This window comes from Paenibacillus sp. GM2FR, assembly GCF_002803325.1.
Lineage (GTDB): Bacteria > Bacillota > Bacilli > Paenibacillales > Paenibacillaceae > Paenibacillus_AQ > Paenibacillus_AQ lautus.
In genome coordinates, this window is sequence record NZ_MKZM01000008.1 from 2617111 (window position 1) to 2635789 (window position 18679).

Annotated in this window: 28 protein-coding genes; 1 reads left to right on the forward strand and 27 read right to left on the reverse strand. The window is 46.6% G+C overall.

Going from position 1 to position 18679, the window contains the following annotated elements; all coding sequences use genetic code 11:
- Positions 1-51: 51 nt before the first annotated feature.
- On the reverse strand, positions 52-576 hold the full coding sequence (locus tag PAEVO_RS11710; protein WP_100537700.1) for a YfiT family bacillithiol transferase: 525 nt from the start codon (positions 574-576) through the stop codon (positions 52-54).
- Between the two features lie 59 nt (positions 577-635).
- Positions 636-1616: an aldo/keto reductase gene (locus PAEVO_RS11715; RefSeq protein WP_100537701.1), complete on the reverse strand. Its 981-nt coding sequence runs from the start codon at positions 1614-1616 to the stop codon at positions 636-638.
- Positions 1617-1730: 114 nt separating this feature from the next.
- Between PAEVO_RS11715 and pdxR the strand changes: the two genes are divergently transcribed.
- Positions 1731-3158 (forward strand): MocR-like pyridoxine biosynthesis transcription factor PdxR, encoded by a 1428-nt coding sequence (gene pdxR, locus PAEVO_RS11720; protein ID WP_100537702.1) that lies wholly within the window; start codon positions 1731-1733, stop codon positions 3156-3158.
- 111 nt (positions 3159-3269) lie between these two features.
- On the opposite strand, the gene PAEVO_RS11725 is transcribed toward pdxR, so the two are convergent.
- The 25 genes from PAEVO_RS11725 to PAEVO_RS11835 form a co-directional block, all read right to left on the reverse strand.
- Positions 3270-4178: a hypothetical protein gene (locus PAEVO_RS11725; RefSeq protein WP_100537703.1), complete on the reverse strand. Its 909-nt coding sequence runs from the start codon at positions 4176-4178 to the stop codon at positions 3270-3272.
- Positions 4175-4540, reverse strand: coding sequence for a glyoxalase superfamily protein (locus PAEVO_RS11730; protein WP_100537704.1), 366 nt, complete (start codon positions 4538-4540; stop codon positions 4175-4177). Before PAEVO_RS11730 ends, PAEVO_RS11725 begins: the two co-directional genes overlap by 4 nt.
- 171 nt (positions 4541-4711) lie before the next feature.
- Positions 4712-5347 carry a DedA family protein gene (locus PAEVO_RS11735; protein WP_100537705.1) on the reverse strand — a complete coding sequence of 212 codons (636 nt, stop codon included), beginning with the start codon at positions 5345-5347 and terminating at the stop codon, positions 4712-4714.
- Positions 5348-5365: 18 nt separating this feature from the next.
- Positions 5366-6607: an MGDG synthase family glycosyltransferase gene (locus PAEVO_RS11740; protein ID WP_100537706.1), complete on the reverse strand. Its 1242-nt coding sequence runs from the start codon at positions 6605-6607 to the stop codon at positions 5366-5368.
- A gap of 22 nt (positions 6608-6629) precedes the next feature.
- The gene (locus tag PAEVO_RS11745) at positions 6630-7166 is read right to left on the reverse strand and encodes a phosphatase PAP2 family protein (RefSeq protein ID WP_100537707.1); all 537 of its coding nucleotides are present in this window, start codon (positions 7164-7166) and stop codon (positions 6630-6632) included.
- A complete protein-coding gene (locus PAEVO_RS11750; RefSeq protein ID WP_100537708.1) occupies positions 7167-7784 on the reverse strand; it encodes a YqaA family protein in 618 nt (205 codons plus the stop codon).
- A gap of 331 nt (positions 7785-8115) precedes the next feature.
- Positions 8116-8763 (reverse strand): HAD family hydrolase, encoded by a 648-nt coding sequence (locus tag PAEVO_RS11755; RefSeq protein WP_100537709.1) that lies wholly within the window; start codon positions 8761-8763, stop codon positions 8116-8118.
- A 30-nt stretch (positions 8764-8793) separates the two neighbouring features.
- Entirely contained in the window at positions 8794-9186 is a 393-nt protein-coding gene (locus PAEVO_RS34305) for a zinc ribbon domain-containing protein (RefSeq protein ID WP_243390737.1), read from the reverse strand.
- A 119-nt stretch (positions 9187-9305) separates the two neighbouring features.
- Positions 9306-10004 carry a YjjG family noncanonical pyrimidine nucleotidase gene (locus PAEVO_RS11765; protein WP_100537710.1) on the reverse strand — a complete coding sequence of 233 codons (699 nt, stop codon included), beginning with the start codon at positions 10002-10004 and terminating at the stop codon, positions 9306-9308.
- Positions 10005-10026: 22 nt separating this feature from the next.
- Entirely contained in the window at positions 10027-10266 is a 240-nt protein-coding gene (locus tag PAEVO_RS11770) for a hypothetical protein (RefSeq protein ID WP_100537711.1), read from the reverse strand.
- A 9-nt stretch (positions 10267-10275) separates the two neighbouring features.
- Positions 10276-10860, reverse strand: coding sequence for a GNAT family N-acetyltransferase (locus PAEVO_RS11775; protein ID WP_243390738.1), 585 nt, complete (start codon positions 10858-10860; stop codon positions 10276-10278).
- A 23-nt stretch (positions 10861-10883) separates the two neighbouring features.
- Positions 10884-11540 (reverse strand): HAD family hydrolase, encoded by a 657-nt coding sequence (locus PAEVO_RS11780; protein ID WP_100537712.1) that lies wholly within the window; start codon positions 11538-11540, stop codon positions 10884-10886.
- A 52-nt stretch (positions 11541-11592) separates the two neighbouring features.
- Positions 11593-12072: a GNAT family N-acetyltransferase gene (locus tag PAEVO_RS11785; protein WP_100537713.1), complete on the reverse strand. Its 480-nt coding sequence runs from the start codon at positions 12070-12072 to the stop codon at positions 11593-11595.
- Between the two features lie 15 nt (positions 12073-12087).
- Entirely contained in the window at positions 12088-12789 is a 702-nt protein-coding gene (locus PAEVO_RS11790; protein ID WP_100537714.1) for a class I SAM-dependent DNA methyltransferase, read from the reverse strand.
- A gap of 218 nt (positions 12790-13007) precedes the next feature.
- On the reverse strand, positions 13008-13754 hold the full coding sequence (locus PAEVO_RS11795; RefSeq protein WP_100537715.1) for a GNAT family N-acetyltransferase: 747 nt from the start codon (positions 13752-13754) through the stop codon (positions 13008-13010).
- Positions 13755-13765: 11 nt separating this feature from the next.
- Complete coding sequence (locus PAEVO_RS11800) at positions 13766-14323, reverse strand: GNAT family N-acetyltransferase (RefSeq protein ID WP_100537716.1); 558 nt, start codon at positions 14321-14323, stop codon at positions 13766-13768.
- Positions 14324-14358: 35 nt separating this feature from the next.
- Positions 14359-14895: a ribonuclease FAU-1 family protein gene (locus PAEVO_RS11805; protein WP_165789658.1), complete on the reverse strand. Its 537-nt coding sequence runs from the start codon at positions 14893-14895 to the stop codon at positions 14359-14361.
- Between the two features lies 1 nt (position 14896).
- The gene (locus PAEVO_RS11810) at positions 14897-15391 is read right to left on the reverse strand and encodes a hypothetical protein (protein WP_243390739.1); all 495 of its coding nucleotides are present in this window, start codon (positions 15389-15391) and stop codon (positions 14897-14899) included.
- Positions 15372-15542 carry a hypothetical protein gene (locus tag PAEVO_RS34310; RefSeq protein WP_243390740.1) on the reverse strand — a complete coding sequence of 57 codons (171 nt, stop codon included), beginning with the start codon at positions 15540-15542 and terminating at the stop codon, positions 15372-15374. The genes PAEVO_RS11810 and PAEVO_RS34310 overlap by 20 nt, the downstream gene beginning before the upstream one ends.
- A 133-nt stretch (positions 15543-15675) precedes the next feature.
- Entirely contained in the window at positions 15676-16221 is a 546-nt protein-coding gene (locus PAEVO_RS11815; RefSeq protein ID WP_100537718.1) for a GNAT family N-acetyltransferase, read from the reverse strand.
- A gap of 47 nt (positions 16222-16268) precedes the next feature.
- Positions 16269-16610, reverse strand: coding sequence for a DUF3139 domain-containing protein (locus tag PAEVO_RS11820; protein WP_243390741.1), 342 nt, complete (start codon positions 16608-16610; stop codon positions 16269-16271).
- Between the two features lie 17 nt (positions 16611-16627).
- Positions 16628-17254 (reverse strand): hypothetical protein, encoded by a 627-nt coding sequence (locus tag PAEVO_RS11825; protein WP_243390742.1) that lies wholly within the window; start codon positions 17252-17254, stop codon positions 16628-16630.
- Positions 17255-17261: 7 nt separating this feature from the next.
- Positions 17262-17387: a hypothetical protein gene (locus tag PAEVO_RS34620; RefSeq protein ID WP_279300447.1), complete on the reverse strand. Its 126-nt coding sequence runs from the start codon at positions 17385-17387 to the stop codon at positions 17262-17264.
- A gap of 273 nt (positions 17388-17660) precedes the next feature.
- A complete protein-coding gene (locus PAEVO_RS11830) occupies positions 17661-18062 on the reverse strand; it encodes a NusG domain II-containing protein (RefSeq protein WP_100537721.1) in 402 nt (133 codons plus the stop codon).
- 137 nt (positions 18063-18199) lie between these two features.
- Positions 18200-18670, reverse strand: coding sequence for a hypothetical protein (locus PAEVO_RS11835; RefSeq protein ID WP_100537722.1), 471 nt, complete (start codon positions 18668-18670; stop codon positions 18200-18202).
- Positions 18671-18679 lie beyond the last annotated feature (9 nt).

Sequence of the window (18679 nt, forward strand, 5' to 3'; positions counted from 1 at the left end):
TGGTGACACATGAAAAAACTCCGCCTGGTGACGGAGTAGGATGTGTAGCAACTACAATTTCAATCGTTCTCTTGCCGATGTGATATGTGCAGTATGGTGCTTCCCATGCCAGGCGTACATGCCCGTGGCGTATTCCAGGCTGGTTTTTTGCTGGTTCTCGGGATGATAGAACGTTCTGAGATAGTCTTCGTTACTCATGATGTCTAATAAAGCGGCCCATCTGGCGTGTATGCCATCAATCAATACAAGCGATGCGTCAACATCCAAAGTCAATGAATCCTGGAGGGCTGCCCACTTCTGCTCGTCATACGGTTTAATCGTCGGATTGTCTTCCGTTAAAGCAAGTTTGAACCGGATATAGCTGTTCATATGACTGTCTGCCAGATGGTGAACGACCTGTCGGATGCTCCAGCCTCCATCTCGATAAGATAAATTCAGCTGCTCCTGGCTCAGTCCCTGGACTGCCGCCTTCAGTTTCTCCGGCAGGCTCTTAATCTCTTGAATCCAGAGCTCCCTGTGTTCAGGCGTCGATTGCCCTTCCCATTCAAATTGTCCTATCGGGTATCTCAAATCCATGTTCCCTCACTCCTTGACCATCATTTTTTGCATAACTCGTATGTAATGATACTAGCATTTTACAACGAGCCCAATAATTCTTCAATTTCGTTCATTTGTCCGTTCGATAACGGTCCGAAAAGAGCGGCTCCAGTTAACTCCTCTACTTGCTTCCTCGTTTTAAAACCTGGAATCGGGATCGACGCGTGGCTTCTTCCCCAAATCCATGCCAGCGCCCCTTGAACCAAAGTCCGATCTTCACTGGTTAAAATCTCCCGGACCGCCTCAAGTTTAGTCAGGAACGACGGTACGGGTTTACCGTCCTTGAAGTAGGAAACCCAATCGTGACCGCTCCCCCTGACATCTTGATCACTGAATCTGGAGTCGTGATTAAACTTCCCGCTCAACAGTCCCATAGCCAAAGGGGTATTATTGATGCTTGCTAAACCATAACGCTCGCAAAGGGCAAGCATTTCCTTGTCATCACTGAGAACATTCAGCACGTGTTGGATTGCCGCTGCTTCTGATTTTTGAGCGAAAATTTTTGCATTGGCCACATCCCATGTACTCCAACCATACGTACGGATCAGTCCTTCTTGACGAAGACCATTCAAGGTATCAATCACTGATTCTACCTCGCCAAGACTTAATCCGCCTACATGAATTTGATAGACGTCAATATAATCGGTATCCAGGCGTTGAAGTGATCGCTCGCACGCGCTGCGAACATAATCCGCTGATACATTGTGACGAGTGAAAACTTCCTTTGTTGACTCATCATACGTATAACCGAATTTGGTGGCTATCACCGCTTCCTGCCGTCTTCCCTTTAGCGCTTGGCCCAGGACCCGTTCACTATGCCCCGTTCCGTACACATCTGCCGTATCAAAAAAGTTAACGCCTCTTTCCAATGCGGCATGAATTCCCGCCATAGATTCGCGTTCGTCCACCTCTCCCCATCCATCCGCCAAGCCGTCCAATGTAAATTTCCCGCCGATGGCCCAGCAGCCCAGACCGAGCGGACTTACCGATATTTGCGATCTGCCTAACATTCTGTTCATTGTTATTTCCTCCCTTTTCTTATCGCTTCGTCCACCATTATAATAAGGAAAATGGCTCGTGATGAGATCCAATGATTCCTGTTTTGGAGGAACCAATGTTAGAGGAGGGATACGATGTACGGCATTTATATCAACCGTGAATCTAAACTGCCCGTAACCCGTCAGATCTGTCAGCAGCTGCGAAGGATCATCGAAGCGGGACAGCTGACTGCCGGAACACGTCTGCTGCCTACACGCGTTCTGGCAAAAGAATGGGGGATTGCGCGTAATGTCGTCATTGAGGTATACGAGCAGCTGACGGCTGAAGGATATCTGGAAGGACGGATAGGATCAGGCACCTATGTAGCGGAAGGTATCCTCCCCTCTCCCAATCCGCGTACCGCTCCACCTTCGAGCACGCAGCCGATCCAGAGGCAGATCACAACTGGACTTGAACACGTTATTGATTTTGCGACGGGCGTTCCCGATCAGAACATGTTTCCAAGACACATCTGGGCCAAGTATTTGAAAGAAGCAGCTGAATCTTCCGAATATGCAGACCCTGATTACGGTCACATCAAAGGTGATTCGGCTCTGCGCTCTGCGATTTGCGACTATGTATTCCGGGCTAAAGGCATTCAATGCTCACCCGAACAAATGGTGATTGTGTCCGGTGCCACTGAAGGCTTCACTCTTCTTGCCAGATCGTTATCTTCCAGATTTCATTCCATTTATATCGAAGACCCGACAATCGATATTACCCGGGATATTTTTCAGACGATGAACTATAATCTTATTCCGGTTGAGGTTGATCACAGCGGAATGCGCGTCGATACCTTGGCAAGTATCACACCAGGTCATCTGGTTTTATTAACCCCGTCACATCAGTTTCCAACCGGCAGCGTATTATCCATTCAGCGCAGACATCAGGTCATTCGGATGCTGGAGGAAGCCGACTCTTTTGCTATTGAAGATGATTATGACAGCGAGTTCCGGCTTCGAGGAATCCCTGTGCCTCCTCTACAGACGCTGTCCCCTTCCAGAGTGATCTATGTGGGAACGTTCAGCAAAATGCTGTCGCCCAGCCTTCGGATCGGATTCATGATTGTTCCGCCGAGTCTAACCGATACCATTGCCGAAATGAAAGATAAACTGAATTTACAAACCCCATACATCATTCAAAAAGCATTAAGCCAATATATGTTGGACGGGCATCTGGAACGACATATCCATACGATGAAGAAAATGTATAAAAAACGACGTAATGCATTGACGGAGCGGCTTCAGCACTTATTCGGACAGGATATTTCCATTCTCGGCGATGATGCGGGAATGCATCTTCAGATTATTTTCCATCCGGAACCCTACGCCCTTCTTCCATGGAATGACACGGCTTCTTACGGGTTCCGTGTTGAGCCTGTATCGAATTACAGGATCTCATCCTCTAGCCCCCTCCGTTCAACGGGTATCGTGTTAGGATATGGAAACCTGTCTTTAGAAGAGATCGAGGAAGGATTACGCCGGCTTTACTTATTTGCTTCCTCTTGCAGGACCTCTACGTGAATGGACACATTATGGATGTTAGACAGATTCATTCTTCCATCTACTAATTAAAAATGGCTCGTCCGCTGTATGCGAACCGAGCCATTTCTGTTTGATCCAGGAAATCCGCTGTCAATCTCCCGCAATCCTTTCAAAATTACGCAGCGTCCGAAGTGCATTCAATGTCAGAACGCCCTTCCATTCCTCTTTGGCCAACGGCCATACCTCTTCGTACTGGTACCAGCTCCAATTGGGCTCCCAGGCACCATCTTCCCCTTGATCCTCTATGAGCAAATCCAGTTCCAGCGGCAGAAACTCCTGGTATTTAGCAAAATAAGGTGAATTCGGAGAATCTATAATACTGAGAGGCGTTGCTCCGTATCCCTCGCGGCTGCCAGGATCCCTGCTTATACAGTTATCCATGAAGGCCTCAAGTGTTTCTCCGATCTCGGACGCCTGCTCTTTCGGCAATCTTTCGTTCAGGCGCAAATAACAAAACAATTCATGCATTTCGTTAAGATCGCTGGTTTGTTTCAGGTAGTTCACAGCATAATCAATCCTTGATTCCAACGATTCCCAAGGGTATAACTCCCGCTCGTCGATAAAATAGGCCATGATATCCGCATTGGGATTTCCCCAATGATCCTTGAAGGCACCGTACTGCCACCATATCGCCCTCGGAGACTGCTCCGCTTCCTTAGGGATAATGTCCCACCCTGACCGTTCTGGCATATAAGAATGCTCAAGATACTTTAACGCGGATATAACCTGTTCGTTCCGCTCCGGGTGATCTGGATTCAACCGAAGAATCTCAAGCGCTCTGGTTGTTGCCAGAGCAGATGACTCTTTGCAGCGAAGATCGGGCTCAAGTCCATGTCCAAATCCACCGTCCTCGTTCTGATAGCTGGCAAGCTCAGTTAACACGTCCGTAAATACCCCGTCCTCGAATTCGTACCGGAACAATGCCCGTTCAAGGTCCCTGGCCTGGTGCAGCATATATTGCCTGGCTTGTTCAAATCGCATCTGGTTTAGCTTCTTCACTTGGATTCCAACTCCTCGTAGAAAGTGATTCGGTTGCCGAATGGATCCGTAACACATACCTCTTTGCTGTTCCAGGGGGCGATCTCGATTCCAGGCCTGGAATACGGATAGTTCTGGCTTAACAGCTGTTTGTGAACATCTTCAATCCCTTCCATCTCCACGCGAATGGCTGCTCCTGGGGAACAGTCACCGTAATGCTCCGTCAAATGAATCGTTAACGAATCCTTTGTTATTTGCATGTAGAGTGGTGCCGAATCGTCAAACCGATGTTCCCAATCCAAGGTAAAACCAAGATATTGAATATAGAACTCCCTTGCCTTCGTTTCATCGAATACCCTGAATAATGGTATGATTTTGCTCATCATCTGCCCCCTACTACATCCTGTATTTTTCAAACTCATTATGTATGTGCTGCTGACTTATTAAGAATATATCATAAATTCTGCAAGGATTGTCCAAATCATAAAAACCCAGCACAGATACCATAAACACGCTGCCGGGCCCTCTTTGACAAATATTCATTTCATTTATAACTATTCATTCCGGGTCACTTTGGACAGCTTCTTGGCTTTCTCGCGTTTAACACGACTCCACACCAGCAAAACGAGAAAAGAGCTAGCCAGACAAATAAAAATCACCTTCAAATAATGTTCAACCACATTCAGAATGTACTGCCATTGTTCTCCGAATATGAAACCTATGCTGAAAAAGACCAGCACCCATGAAGCCACGCCTGTGTATCCATACAGCCACACCGTTCGATAGGGAACCCGAATCATGCCGATAAAATACCCGATAAATTGCCTGACCCCGGGGATGAAAAAACAAATAATGAGCAGCTTATTTCCATACTTGTTGTAATAAGCCTGCGTCTTCTCTACAAGGGACGGCTTGATAAACAGCCATTTTCCATAGCGCTCTATAAGCGGCATACCCAGCTTGTATCCCAGGATATAGGTAATGGTCAACCCCATGGCCGCTCCCATAAAAGCAGATCCAACTGCCGGAACCATATCGATGATTCCTTTATAGGTTAAGAACCCGGTATAGGTTAAGGTACTGTTTCCAGGAGGAATTGGAAGAGCAATAAAATCAAGGGGGAGCCCAATCAATAACACCAGGTAACCGTATTGTTCAAACAACTGCTCAACCAATTCAAACAAATTCATGGGGAAAACTCCTTCATCTTACCGATAACTGTCATAGTAGTGTTGTAGAGCATCATTTACATAAACTTCTCTGTTCAGCACTTCGTAGGGCACCAGATTCATATCTTCAGACCATTCACGAGAAAGGCGCTGATTCTGTTGAATATCCATCAATCTTGTCAGGACCAGCAAAGCCGAATCTTTATGCGTGTTTATGGCCGCCCGCCGTTTCATCTCTTGCAGCAAGGACGGGCTCGTAATTAATGTCAGCAGCTGGTGTTTCAATTCACCGGCCATGGCTTGACGTGCCACGCCTATTCCAACCAGGTAGTCCGCATTATCCTGCTCTTGGCCTGGCAGGGGTTTCACTAGCAGCATCGGGCGCTCCATCGTTAATGCCTCGGAAATCGTGAGTCCTCCCGGCTTTGTTACCATTAGGTCCGCTATCGCCATCAATTCATGCATACGATCCACATAACCCATGACAGTGATCTGCGGATGATCTAAAAATTCTTCGAGCAGCACTTGATATAACTTCACGTTACGGCCGCACACGACCATAAACCGAACACCCTGCGGATATGCCCTTGATTTTAAGAGCTCGATAATTTCTTTATCGATCATCCCTTCTCCACCGCCCATGATCAGCACGACCTGTTCGGATGGACGCAAGCCATAATAATCTCGGAGCCGTTCCGAATCGACCGGTTGACTATACATTGGATTGACGGGTATGCCGGTGACGGAGATCTTTTCGCTTGGCACGCCTTTACGCTCCAAAGCAACCTGTACCACATCGGAACCAACCATGTAATAATCCGTATGAGAGTGTATCCAGTAACTGTGATCCGTGTGGTCCGTCATGACGGTTGCCGTCGGCACATTTGTGTAGCCCATCGCTTTCAGCAGAGACATGCCCGCTGCTGCCGGCGGAAACGTACTGACCACGATAGCCGGATTTTCCGTTTCCAGCATCGTGCTGAGCTTGTGAAGACTGAAGGTGCTGAAGCGTTTCAGCATCTGGATGAGCGTGTTTTCCTCGCGCGTTTTTTGGAATAAATAGCCGTAAACGGATGGAAAATGCTTCATCCATTGCACAAAGAAAAACTGACCGGCCACATGCAGCCGTGGATGGGTTAACTCCATGTAATCGACGACTTTAACGCGCAGATGAGGGTAGTTTCTTTTAGCTGATTCCACAATGGCCTTTGATGCCTGGTTGTGACCCTCTCCCAGACTTCCGGTTAATATGATGATTTTTTGCTCATATATGGATCTCATGAATAGGACTCCTTATCTAACGTTATGTGATTCCAATGACATGCATCAGGTATACGACCAGCCATCCGGAACCGAATCCAATCAGACTGCCTGCCAGGCAATCGGTTGGGTAATGATATCCCCAATATATACGGGATAAACCGACCAGCACTGCCAGGATAAGCAGCAGTATCGTAGGCAGCGGAGATACGAGAAACAACAGCGGTGTAATGACGGCAAAGATCGCCGTGGTATGTCCTGACGGGAAGGAGTAGTCCTTCAATGGGAAATTTCCGATCTTCACCTGCTCCAGAACCCGGAACGGACGATCTCTTCTGACGATCTTCTTAATAAGGACAACAATCAGATGGCTAACGGTTAATGCAATGGCACTCTGATATGCCGTGATATCCCATGCTTCAAATGCAGCCCAGGCGATGAGCAGTGCGCTCAGAATCGTAAAGGTGGCTCCACCGAGATGGGTGATTCCGGCGAACAAGCGATCAAAGGCTCTGTTGCTGATCGTCTGGTTGCACCAGACGAATACCCGGTGATCAAATCTTCGTAATCGCTCTATCATTCATTCTTCACCTGCCGTAACATCAATTGAATCTTTTGAACCCTGCACGACAGGGACCTCCGAACGTTTCTTCCTGCGGTTCTTGATAAAGCGAACCGTCAGCCAGACTCCTCCAATCAGGGCACCTACGGACAACAAAATAATTGTAAGCACGCTGTCCACCATATTCTCTGCAGCACGCCCATATACGTAGAACAGCACACCTACGGTATAGAACTTCACAGCGCGTCCGATCGCTGCGTAGCTGAGAAGTTTCCATAAGGGATAACTCATGCAGCCGGATAGAATGGTGAAAATTTTGAAGGGTATCGGCGTAAACGCACCGACAAGGATAGCGGCTTCGCCATGCTTGGTAAACAACGCCGTGGCGGAATCGTACCATTTTTTCTTCATGATCTTGGTTAAGACCAAATTTCCGGAAACCTTGCCGATTCCATAACCGATCGGCGTCCCGATCAGGCAGCCGACAAATCCGATCGTGGCGAGCCAGATCGCACGGTCCGGACTCAATGCACTTAAAGACAATTGCGAGAAAAGCGCCGGAATCGGAAAAATAATCGCATCGATCATAGCATGAATAAATAATCCGATATCGCCCAAATTACGTAAAAAATCCATCAGGCCTTGTCTCCTCTGCTAGGCTACACACTTGGCAGCTCGTATATTGTGCGATATCGTTGGTCAAATCCAATTTCGAAATCATCCGTTCACATTCCTCTCCCACATCATGTTAATGCAAGGATATCATGATCGGAGAAGGATGCCTTCCGTCTTGAGACGATAATTAACCTAGACTTAGGTCTAGATACTAATAGTAGATATAATATAGTAGATATAGTATAAACGAGTTTTATGATCAATTAGTTGAGTTTATAACCATTTGGATCAAAAACAAAAAAACAGCTTGGCCGCAATGTGCGGCCAAGCTGCCAAGCTCCAAGACCATGAACTATTCAAATTCACAAATTTGCGCGACCTCTCGGATCGAGTTCACCACATGATCGGCCTGCGATAAGTCCTGATTCCCCGAATTCGGGTTCACGAAGCCGATGCATGTCATGCCAGCCGCCTTCGCTGCAGCCACGCCATGCCGGGCATCCTCAAGCACCATGCAATGCTCCGGATCCACACCGAGCAATTCAGCCGCCTTAAGATATACATCCGGCGCCGGTTTTCCCTTCTCCACTTCTTCACCGCTCACTACGCATTCAAAATGTTCCAAGAGATCGAACTTACGCAAGACGGCCGAAATGAATACAGGTGGCGATGATGATGCAATAGCCGCCGGTATGTTACGCGCTTTAAGCTCCGCAAGGAGCTCTCGTATCCCATCAATAGGCTCCATTTCCCGTGAGGTGAGTATTTCAATTTTATTGGACAATTGGTATTCAATGATTTCCGAAACGGATTGGGTAAGCTGATGTTCATCTTTAATGGCTGCCCACATCTCCGGATTGGTCATGCCTACATACTTCTCCAGCTGTTCATGAGTTATCGCCGATCCGTAGTCGTTCATCACCTGAATATCGACTTCAAAGTGAAGCGGTTCGCTGTCAATAATGACTCCATCCATGTCAAAGATAAATGCCTGTATCATGTTCATACTCCTTTGTTGAAATGTTTTTTGTTAACGCCAGATTATATCGAGTACCGTTCCCAGCACTCCGGATTTATGGCCTCTGAGCACATCGGGATTGAATACTTCGACGAAGCCGCATCGGGTGCAGGATACGAAAAGATAATGATGATAATCGATATCGAAAATTTTGCTCACACCTGTGCCGCTCATGCTGACTTCCTGCGAGATGCATTCAAGATTTCCACAGCGGCGGCAATTGAATTTGCTAACCATTAATTCCTCAATACCTAGGTAGTCCATTTCCGCTGTTGAATCAAAATGTTCGGTCGTTTGCTCATTGGTCTCTGAGATCAGATGCTCAGGCAACACCTCATGCTTGCATTCCGGACACATATTATCAATTAACGTTACCTCGTGTGCGCACCATGGACATTGAACCAACCCCAGCACCTTCCTCTCTGTTTAAGTGGAACCCGCGGGAAATACCTTAGCATTATAATCGAAATCAAAAATGGATCATGTCTCCCTGCCTTCATACTTCATCCAACGATAAAAAGCGATCACTCAAATGAAATAATATCGTGCAGTTCCATAAGCGAATGAATCTCATACTTAGGTTGAATGGATGTCGGGTTTGCCTTGCGCAGCGGATTATACCAGCAGGTATCAATCCCGTAATGAATGCCTCCTTGTATATCGGAAGTTAACGAATCGCCGACAATGAGAACCTCCTTCTTGTCGGGGTGATTCAACTTATCGAAGGCATAATCGAATATCCCTTTGTGAGGCTTTTGGGACCCGGCATCCTCCGAAACAATGATGCATTCAAAGGTGTTGCATAACGGCGACCGGCTGATTCGGTTAAACTGCACTTCCTTAATTCCGTTCGTGATGATAGCCATTCGTTGGCCGCGTTCGGCCAGTTGACTGCACAGCTCTTCTGCCCCTTCCATCAGAAAGGAGCCTTGCCCTAAATATTTTATGTAAACATCGCTAAAGGCATCGGCGTCCAAGGCGCACTTAATGCCGTGTTCTGCCAACAGCCGGTCAAACCTGGCCGTACGCAATTCACGCTGTGTAACCTTCCCCTGCTCGAAATCACTCCACAACTGCTGATTAATGCGTCTGTAGCTGTCTACGATGGCTTCCGTGCACTCCTGATCAATCTCGCCAAAAACACCGGATAACGCAAAAGCCTCCGACTTGGCGTAGTCGTATAATGTTTCATCTGCATCAAATAAAATAACGTTGTAACGCACGGCTGCCCTCCTTACATGCTGCTTAACTCATTGCAAACTGGATTGTTGGATTCAATTCCCTAATCTTTTGCCTTCTTTGGTCCTCTAGATGATCCCTGTTACTCTTTACCAGCTCCGTTAGACGAACGAGTATGAACAACAACAACGTAATGATTGCCCCTGCTGCTAATATCATCATGATCCATTCATTTACTGCAAAGAGCATAGTTAGAAGCAATTCAATCAAAATGAAGATTCCCGCTCCAAGGACAAGTTGTTTCATAATGCCTCCTTAACTCTCTCTGCGGAGTTTATAGAGATGATGCCGCTCCTGCTCAAGCTCGATTTCGCCCATATATGTAAACCCGCATTTTTGGATCACTTTATTGGAGGCATGATTATGAACGACGGCTACAGCACTTAGCTCGAGCTCATTTGTGTTACGGAACAAGAACTGAATTAATGCCCGTACAGCTTGCGTTGTGTATCCCTTATTGTAATACCGATTGGAAATTCCGTACATGATCTCTCTATTAGGCGGGGGCAGTTCTTCCTTAGGACCTGTATTGCACCAGCCGATACATTCGCCTGTTTCTTTCAAGACTATGGCTAGCCGCAGACGCAGCTGCCCCACATCTCCGCCGTCATGAACGGCCTGCAAGAACTGCCGATTCTCCACAATCTCATAGTGAGTTAACCATTCAAGTCGTTGTTCCCTCGATACATCCCAACCGGGGAGGAACTGTCTGATCTCCGGTTCGTGCGTGATCTTAAAGATCGCATCAAGGTCTTCCATCTTATACTCCCTGAGCAGGATGTCCTCACATTCAATGGTGAAGGGCATTCCTTGAGAATCGATATTTGTCTTATTGTTCAATATAGTCCTCCTGCATTCATTGCTCAATTCCCCTTGCCAATAACGAGGGCTATCAGCTGATCGGGCCGAGTATAAATATCATCCGGCTCAACGCCAAATTGTGCGTTCTGCACGGTATCAAACCAATGCGCTCCAATGGTGAACACCTGGGCTGATTTACCTGCCGCTATATCGGCATCGCTGTCGCCGACAAAAACCACGTCCGATGTGCTCAGGCTCAACAATTGAACGGCTTTGAATATCCCTTCCGGGTCCGGCTTGGAACGTTCAACCTCATCACCCGTGATGGTAGCAGCAAAAAAAACGTCCAGCTCCAGATTTCTAAGACAGATATCCAGGCACCTTCTGCTCTTGCCCGTAATAATGACCATGGGTATTTGTAAATCCCACAACTTCGAGATTAGATTCTGGATCGATTCCGACACCTGTACATGCTTCTGAAAATCCTTCTCAAACACTTCGTAATAATATTCTACGGCTTCGTCAACATGGGCTGGATTCGAGAGATATTTAGTTATAATCTCTTCCTCCGTTGGCCCAAACGTCTGCACGATTTCCGCATCCGTCAACGTTTTGCCTTCATATTTCAAGAAAACCGCCCGGAACGCTTTAAACGAAAGCGGCAACGTATCTGCTAACGTACCATCAAAATCAAACAGCACTGCCTGAATGGTGGACATACCTCGCTCCCCTTTCATCCTTTGCTTCAAGAACGACTATACACCATCCCACTCAGACTAAATTCATCCTCATCTGAATGGTAATCATTTTCCGATCATCATCTAACGTCGTAATACGGACATCGAAGGGCTCAAATCCAAGCTTATGATAAAACACAAGACCTCTGGAATTGGTATTATGGCAGCTAAGATAAAAGCAAGTCATTCCATATTTCTCTTTGGCTATATCCATCATGGTCTGTAACAGCTTCTGCGCAGCTCCCATTCCCCTATGCGACGGAGAAACGATAACATTGCCAAGCCACAGAGATTGATCCATATCCTCATAAAAATTGGCGTAAGCGACAACCTGCCCTGAAGATTCTTCAACAATAACCGTGGGATCATATCGGTTTTCCAGCAATCCCAGGATTTGCTCAGGTGTCAAAGGAAACTCCGATTTGGGACTCATGTAAAACAGTTCTTCCGGCGTTTGAGGAAAGCTGCATATCGCTGACAAATCCTCGTTCGCCCGCGGCCTATGGATGTACATATCACAAGCTCCTCCTTACTTCGTTTTTCGTGCAATATACATGCCTCTTCCAATCAAGCCTTGGGGATCGTGCTCTACGTCCAGTCCCGCTTCCTGGAAAGCCTTGATCATCTCGTCCACGGTAAAGAGTCCCATACGATGCTCCTCCGTATAATGCTCGATTCCATGCTCGCTTCCAAACAAATACTCGAATTTCATGATCGAAATAGGGCCTTCGCGGTCCGAATGAGACATCCTGCTCATATGGATCCCACGATGCTCGGTCATCATCGTGTCCACTCTTCCGGATGTCCAGACATCCGGTGTAAACCACGGCTCAACCAGAATGACACCCTCCTCGTTCAGATGCTCCTTAAACTGCTTAAGGGTTTGCACCAACAGATCCAGCGTTTTCACATACCCGATGGAGCTGAACAGACACAGGATGACATCATATTTCCGTTCCAAGCGAAATCGGGTCATGTCGGCAACCGAATAATCACCCTCAGGATTTTTTGACTTCGCTATCGAGACGAATTCGGGATTTAGATCGATACCATCGATTGCATAGTACTGCTTTAAGAAAAAAGCATGTTCCGCGGTTCCACAGGCAACGTCAAGCAGGGTCCGGAAATCCCTACCCTGTTTTTCAATATATTCCCGGACCTGCTGAGCCTCCCGCTCATAATCCTTGAAGCTGTAGATCACGTCATAATATTTCGACGATAAATCAAACATGGGTTCACCAACCTTCCGCAACGTAAGCAACCTTCACGTCGTATCTGCAGCCAAATCATCGTTCGTTGACTAAAAAGAACCCACTTAGATAGCACCTTCTTAAGTCAGGTCATCCATGCCAGGCTTCTTCCATGATTATACAACTGTTCATCAGATTGAGTAACCCCTTGTCATGCAAGCGGCAGATCTACAACATCCATGGATGGGGTTATATGTCCTTACCCTTCGATATGCTTATGTCTGTACCAATAGGAATAAATCTCCTTGTACTGAAGACGATCATACAACCGGCTTGCAGCAAGATTATGCTGTACCACCTGCAAATAGCTGCGCGTGGCTCCATTCTTCTTAGCCCAATGCAGAATATGTAATAGTAACTGTTTGCCGAACCCGCGATTTCGATATGCCGGAGCGGTAGCCAAATCATATATTCCTACAAAGCCCTGCTCCAAAGCTCCGATCCCGCATGCTACAGGTTCAGCTTGATCATATAAGATGAAGAATCCATACTGTATCACGGAATAGTTAAACAGTTTTCTTTTCACAGCCTTGTTCCTGTCGGAAATTCCGGTTATGTCCGCAAGCACATCCAGCCATTCATCGGTCAGCTTTTCTTCGATCTTAACTTCCTCATGAGATGGAGGCTCAATATCATCCAGGTGATCCAACACTCTGAGGCTGGTAGGATCCAGTATGGTATATCCTCTGGATTCTAAAATAGGATCGAGTTCCTGCGGATTGAATGGTGTGATTTTAAATACGACGTCAAGCCCAGCTTTAACATATAAACGCTCACATTGTTCAATCTGGCCATAAAGGTCTATGGAAGGCTCCGTATAGAGAGCGTGAATGGAGTTGGATCTCTTTGTATAGCCATCTGCAAATCGTAACAGCCATCCATGCTGTGTCAAGGTTTGGAGCGCCGGCCAAGCGTTTAAGGTAAGCTCTTCGATTCTCTTATGCACGTATACCACTCCTACAATCTGAATATAACAGGAACATCCGAGAGCTTTCTTTTCCATATCAAATGGTCAGCTCCACTCCCCCAATGGTCCTGAAGGATATAATCGGGTTCACCCAGCTTCTTCTTCCAAATCTTCTGTGCACGAGAGTATCCGCTATCCAAACAAAATTCCGTCAGTCCCTTATTGTGAAGCGTAAGATACATGACATTTAACATTAGATTTCCGATCCCTTGCTGTTGGCAATCCGGATGAACAAATACCGTTCCGATTTCAACCACATCACGCAATTCGCCATGAGTAGCTTCCCGGATCAATGCATTGGATGGTCCAAACTCGATGCAGCTCACAATGTGGTTCTCTAGTAGTCCGATGAGAAAGTATCTCTGCTCTCCGTTCGTATCCAGATCTGCGTTCAAGCACCTTCTTTTGCTCTCAATCTCCAACTCAATGTCCTCCAGTAAATCTGCCAAGCCTTCTTTGGCAAAAGTGTCGGTAATCATGAGCCTGAAAAAATGCTCCATCGCCTCTATATCGCCGCGATTGGGTCGCCTAACTTCTACTTGAAGCATGAAATGTCCTCCTTGTATCTTCAATTACAATAGACTCAGAGGTTGATCAATTGTTGAAAGTGCCTGATACTACTGTTGATTACGTGGTTTTCTCCAGACCGGATTTCCAATATGATCTTTGCCGCCGTTTCTTTAGCCAGCCTATAATCTTCGCGTTCAATATGCCCTTGGCGTAAGGCATCCTCAAGCTCATCCTCATCTTGGATGAAAAGGTTTCCGTCTGGAAGCACAATAACATCCAGATAAAGATCATCCCAATAGGGGATTCCTTCGTCACTAACTCCTTTCGACCTAGAAATATCGATATACCGTTGCAGCACTTCATGGCTTTGGTTCAACATCGTGGTCACACAGAAGTTGGAATTCACAGGAAACTGCTGAAGCCAAAAGTACCCGTCAGCTGCGATGCACAATTCTTCGCCCTGATATTGAACGAATAACTTTTTCTCTACTTGATGAAGGGTAAGTAAAGTAACATATCCCTTGAAATCCTGCTCCTCAATGAATATACACTTGAAATTTCTTCTTACGACTCTTCGCCAATCGATCCGGTCAGCATATTTTCTTTTCAATTTAACCTCCATGTGCATGAATCTCCGAAGGGATGAATAATGTGTTCAGCTCGCCAGCTATATCCTGTATGAACATTTCCACTTTATCTAAGGTAAAATAAATCAGCTCAATCTTCGGCTCATTACGTTCATCCAACAGCCACTCTAATTTGATCGTGCGGTACTGCTCCACCTCCGACTTCTCAACAAAAAGAGGTATGGCATGCCCTTCCGAATCCTTAAGTTTATTCAAAATGGAGTCTGTCCAAGGCTGTGATCGTTTCAATTCGAATTCGAGCTGACTGACCTCTTGGTTATATGTATATCCTATGTGTTCTTTGTCATCTATGTTTTCTTTCTTAAAATCAGCGTACAACGTCTGAATCCACCGCAAATCCGTGTAGATATGCGCAAAATAACCGTATATATATTCTTTCCATGCCTTCTCAGGCTCCAGATTTAGATAATGCAAATAGTTCTCCTTGATGAGGTTTGCATCAGGCAGTTCTTCCGTCACGTACCAGATGCGTAATCCCTTTCTGTTCTCTCGTGATCTTGCCTCTAACATGAATGGCATCCGGAGCGATGCTCCCTATCAGCAAATGCGAGGACGGCTCCGGTCCGCCCAGCTTCTGGGCAACCCCGAAATGGACCATAGGCCACGGCATAGCGATAACCTCCTGAAATTATCGTAATTGTGAGAAAGACCCAGCACCCCAAATGCTCCCATCTCAGGTATGAGGCTTGATGATCGGTTTGTTCTAGTAAGCATTGAAGTGTGTACCTTTCGTTTTCACGCGTCTATTCCATACGTTCATTGCGGATAACCATATGGAGGTGGTCTTCCCAGACGCCGTTAATCTTCAGGTATTTGATGGCCAATCCTTCTTCGTAGAAGCCTAGTCGTCTCACTACATTCAATGAAGCTTTGTTCCTTGGCATGATGTTAGCTTCCAACCGGTGCAGCTCCAGCGTATCAAAACAATAGGTGACCACGGCCCGTAGCGCTTCGGTCATATACCCTTTTCCCGTATGTGCCTGAGCCAGCTTGTACCCCACATGTGCCGATTGAAAAACGCCTCGAACGATATTGCTGATCGCAATCGAACCGATGATTTCATCATCTTTATGCAGCCACACTTTGAACAGAGATCCGTCAGCTATGCTTCGACTCTCCGCAGCCAGAATCTCCGCCTGCTTATCCATGGTATAGAACTCAGCTTCTCTAGCGGGCTCCCATACCTTCCAATGCTCATCGTTCCTGATTATAAAATCCACCACATCCGCTGCCCGGTCCCGATCCATGGTCTTCAACTGCAGACGTGATGTTTGTAGCATAATGGACATGCTATGCCCCCCTTCAACAACTTAAATTAAAATCAGATAATACCATATCATTCCCTTGGGATATAATGCTTTAGCTTTGATCGGGTAATTCCACGGGCTTTCCCCTCAGGAGTCAACCGGTATTCGAACTGCATAATCGTGTCATGGGCAAAATAAATATATTCGACGTCAGGCTCGTCCTTAAACACCACGACAACATAAAAGGGAGGCAGCTTAACCCCCCAGACGCCTTGTACCGACTGTATCTCATCCTTGCTGTAACGTTCTTCTTCCAGCAGGTAGGCATTCACCTTCTTAGCGTAGATCATTTTGTTCGCCTGCACGTACACAAAGGGAGACAGAAGCACAAGAACGAACAAAACCAATAAGGCAATTTTGATTTTCTTCACTATATTCCCTGCTATTTTCATAGATTAAAATGCCGTTTAACCTCTTCGTAGTTCTCCTGAATGCTTCTGCTTCCGTCCACGAATATGACCTTGAATCCCCGTTCCATGGCGTCCTTGGCCACATATGCCGCAAAACCGATATCTCGTCCCATCCAATTCTGAAACGCGGTATCGGGATCATCGCATTGATTCAGAATATCGTGGATCCATTCCCGCTTCGCATAATGCTCCTTCTGGAAATCCGGTACCGGCACGATCCATATCGCCTGATGAGGGCTGGATACCAGCTGTGCTACTTTTTCCGGCAAAAGAGCTGCGCCCTCCACAATGATGGGGCTCGTGTCCGGCATGGCCGATACATCATCCACAATCATCCGGAATTCCTCGCGATAAAACTCCAGCTCTTCATGGACCTGCTGCTCTACAGGTCGAGACCACAACGTATTCCAGGTCATATCCTTCAATCGGAACATGGTTGGAAACTCAGACGGATGGGATGCGTTCACATGTTTCTCGTTGAACAAATCACATTGATAGTAGGTATAGCCGTACTCTTTCGCGATCATATCGGCAATCGTGGATTTGCCTGAACAGGGGGAGCCTCCAATCCAGTATACGTGCGAGTAGTCTTTTTTCTCGTTCATCATTTAATCATGCCCCTCCATCACTATCGTTTCTTAACTCGTTTCGAATGTCCAGCAATACGTTCCAGATTGCCCTCAAATATACCACAACGAATAAAAAGCCTACAATCAATATCAGCGCGATCATATCCATCTTCTGCCCACCTTTACTGCTATGACTGCAGACCTTCAATCGACCATAACTCTTCTATATGTATTCTCTCTTACCTTTAGCGCTTTTTCGTATCCGCAGCGTATCTGTGATTGTTACCTGACTTCATTTCCTCTCTAATTATAACTATCCTTTCAGCTAAAAAGTTACGCTAGCCTTACATTCACGCCAATTGTCCTAAATAACAAAAAGAACCGGCATAAACCCCCGGTTCTTTATAAAATCTATGAAAGTCATCCCTCTCTTAATCAGAACTTAGCCCATCACGGCATCCAGCTCCGTCTCACGCTGTTCATGCTCGGGAACTAGCACCTCGACCACGACTCTGGTCGGTACGCAGATGATCTGCTGATAGGGTTCCGAGATAAATCCCATATCCAGTGCAATTCTCTTCGGGGCATCCGAGTAGATCATCTGGATCCCGTAGTCATATACTTTCAGCGTGTTGTGTCCAAACTTCGTCTTAATATCAATGATACGTTCGTCCCCGGTCAGCGGGACGGTTTCGTATTCTTTGCCATTCACCGTAATCAAGGCCTGCAGTTGTCCTTGCTGATAATCCACATGGCTATGTTTCCACCATTGCAGACCCGTGAAGGATCCAAGGATCAGGGTCAAGGCAAACAGGATCTTATCTCCGCGTCTTATTCTGGACAACATGCTCCCTCCTTATATGAACAGTCTTTCGACCCAAGTATGAACAATGTTCAAAGCCATCGAAATGAATTTTGTCACATTCGCCAACTATGTTGATACCCACATGAATTACATAAACCATACCTTTTTTCTTTCTATCAATACAGCTCCGTTGACCTGCATGCACAGATTACATACCGCCCATAGACCCGTGCTCCCTGATAACACCAATTCCTTCCGACATACGGATGTACATAGCGCGAGATGCAATCCTGACACTTGGCCCGTTGTCCCGCTGGATCACTCGTATACCACCACCCGGATGGATAAGGACATAAACCTTTACAATCATCGATCACCGTCTTGGGGGTGCAAATGATATAATCGGACGGACAGGAAGCATCTGCGCCGCAGCCCGAGCAATATTGTCCATGCGGAGGCCGGCAGGGCCCCGCAGCAAACGAGATTTTGACGAGATCGTCATCATCGGGCCGGACCAATACTTTGGCGAGCGTCTCGGCCGTTTTTTGCGCAAATGTATTCAGTAGCGACTTCCGATTCATCTTCCGGGTAACCCGGCTGATCAACACCTGCGTCTCTTCGTCCTTATTCTCCGGCTTCCGCCACATACTCTCACC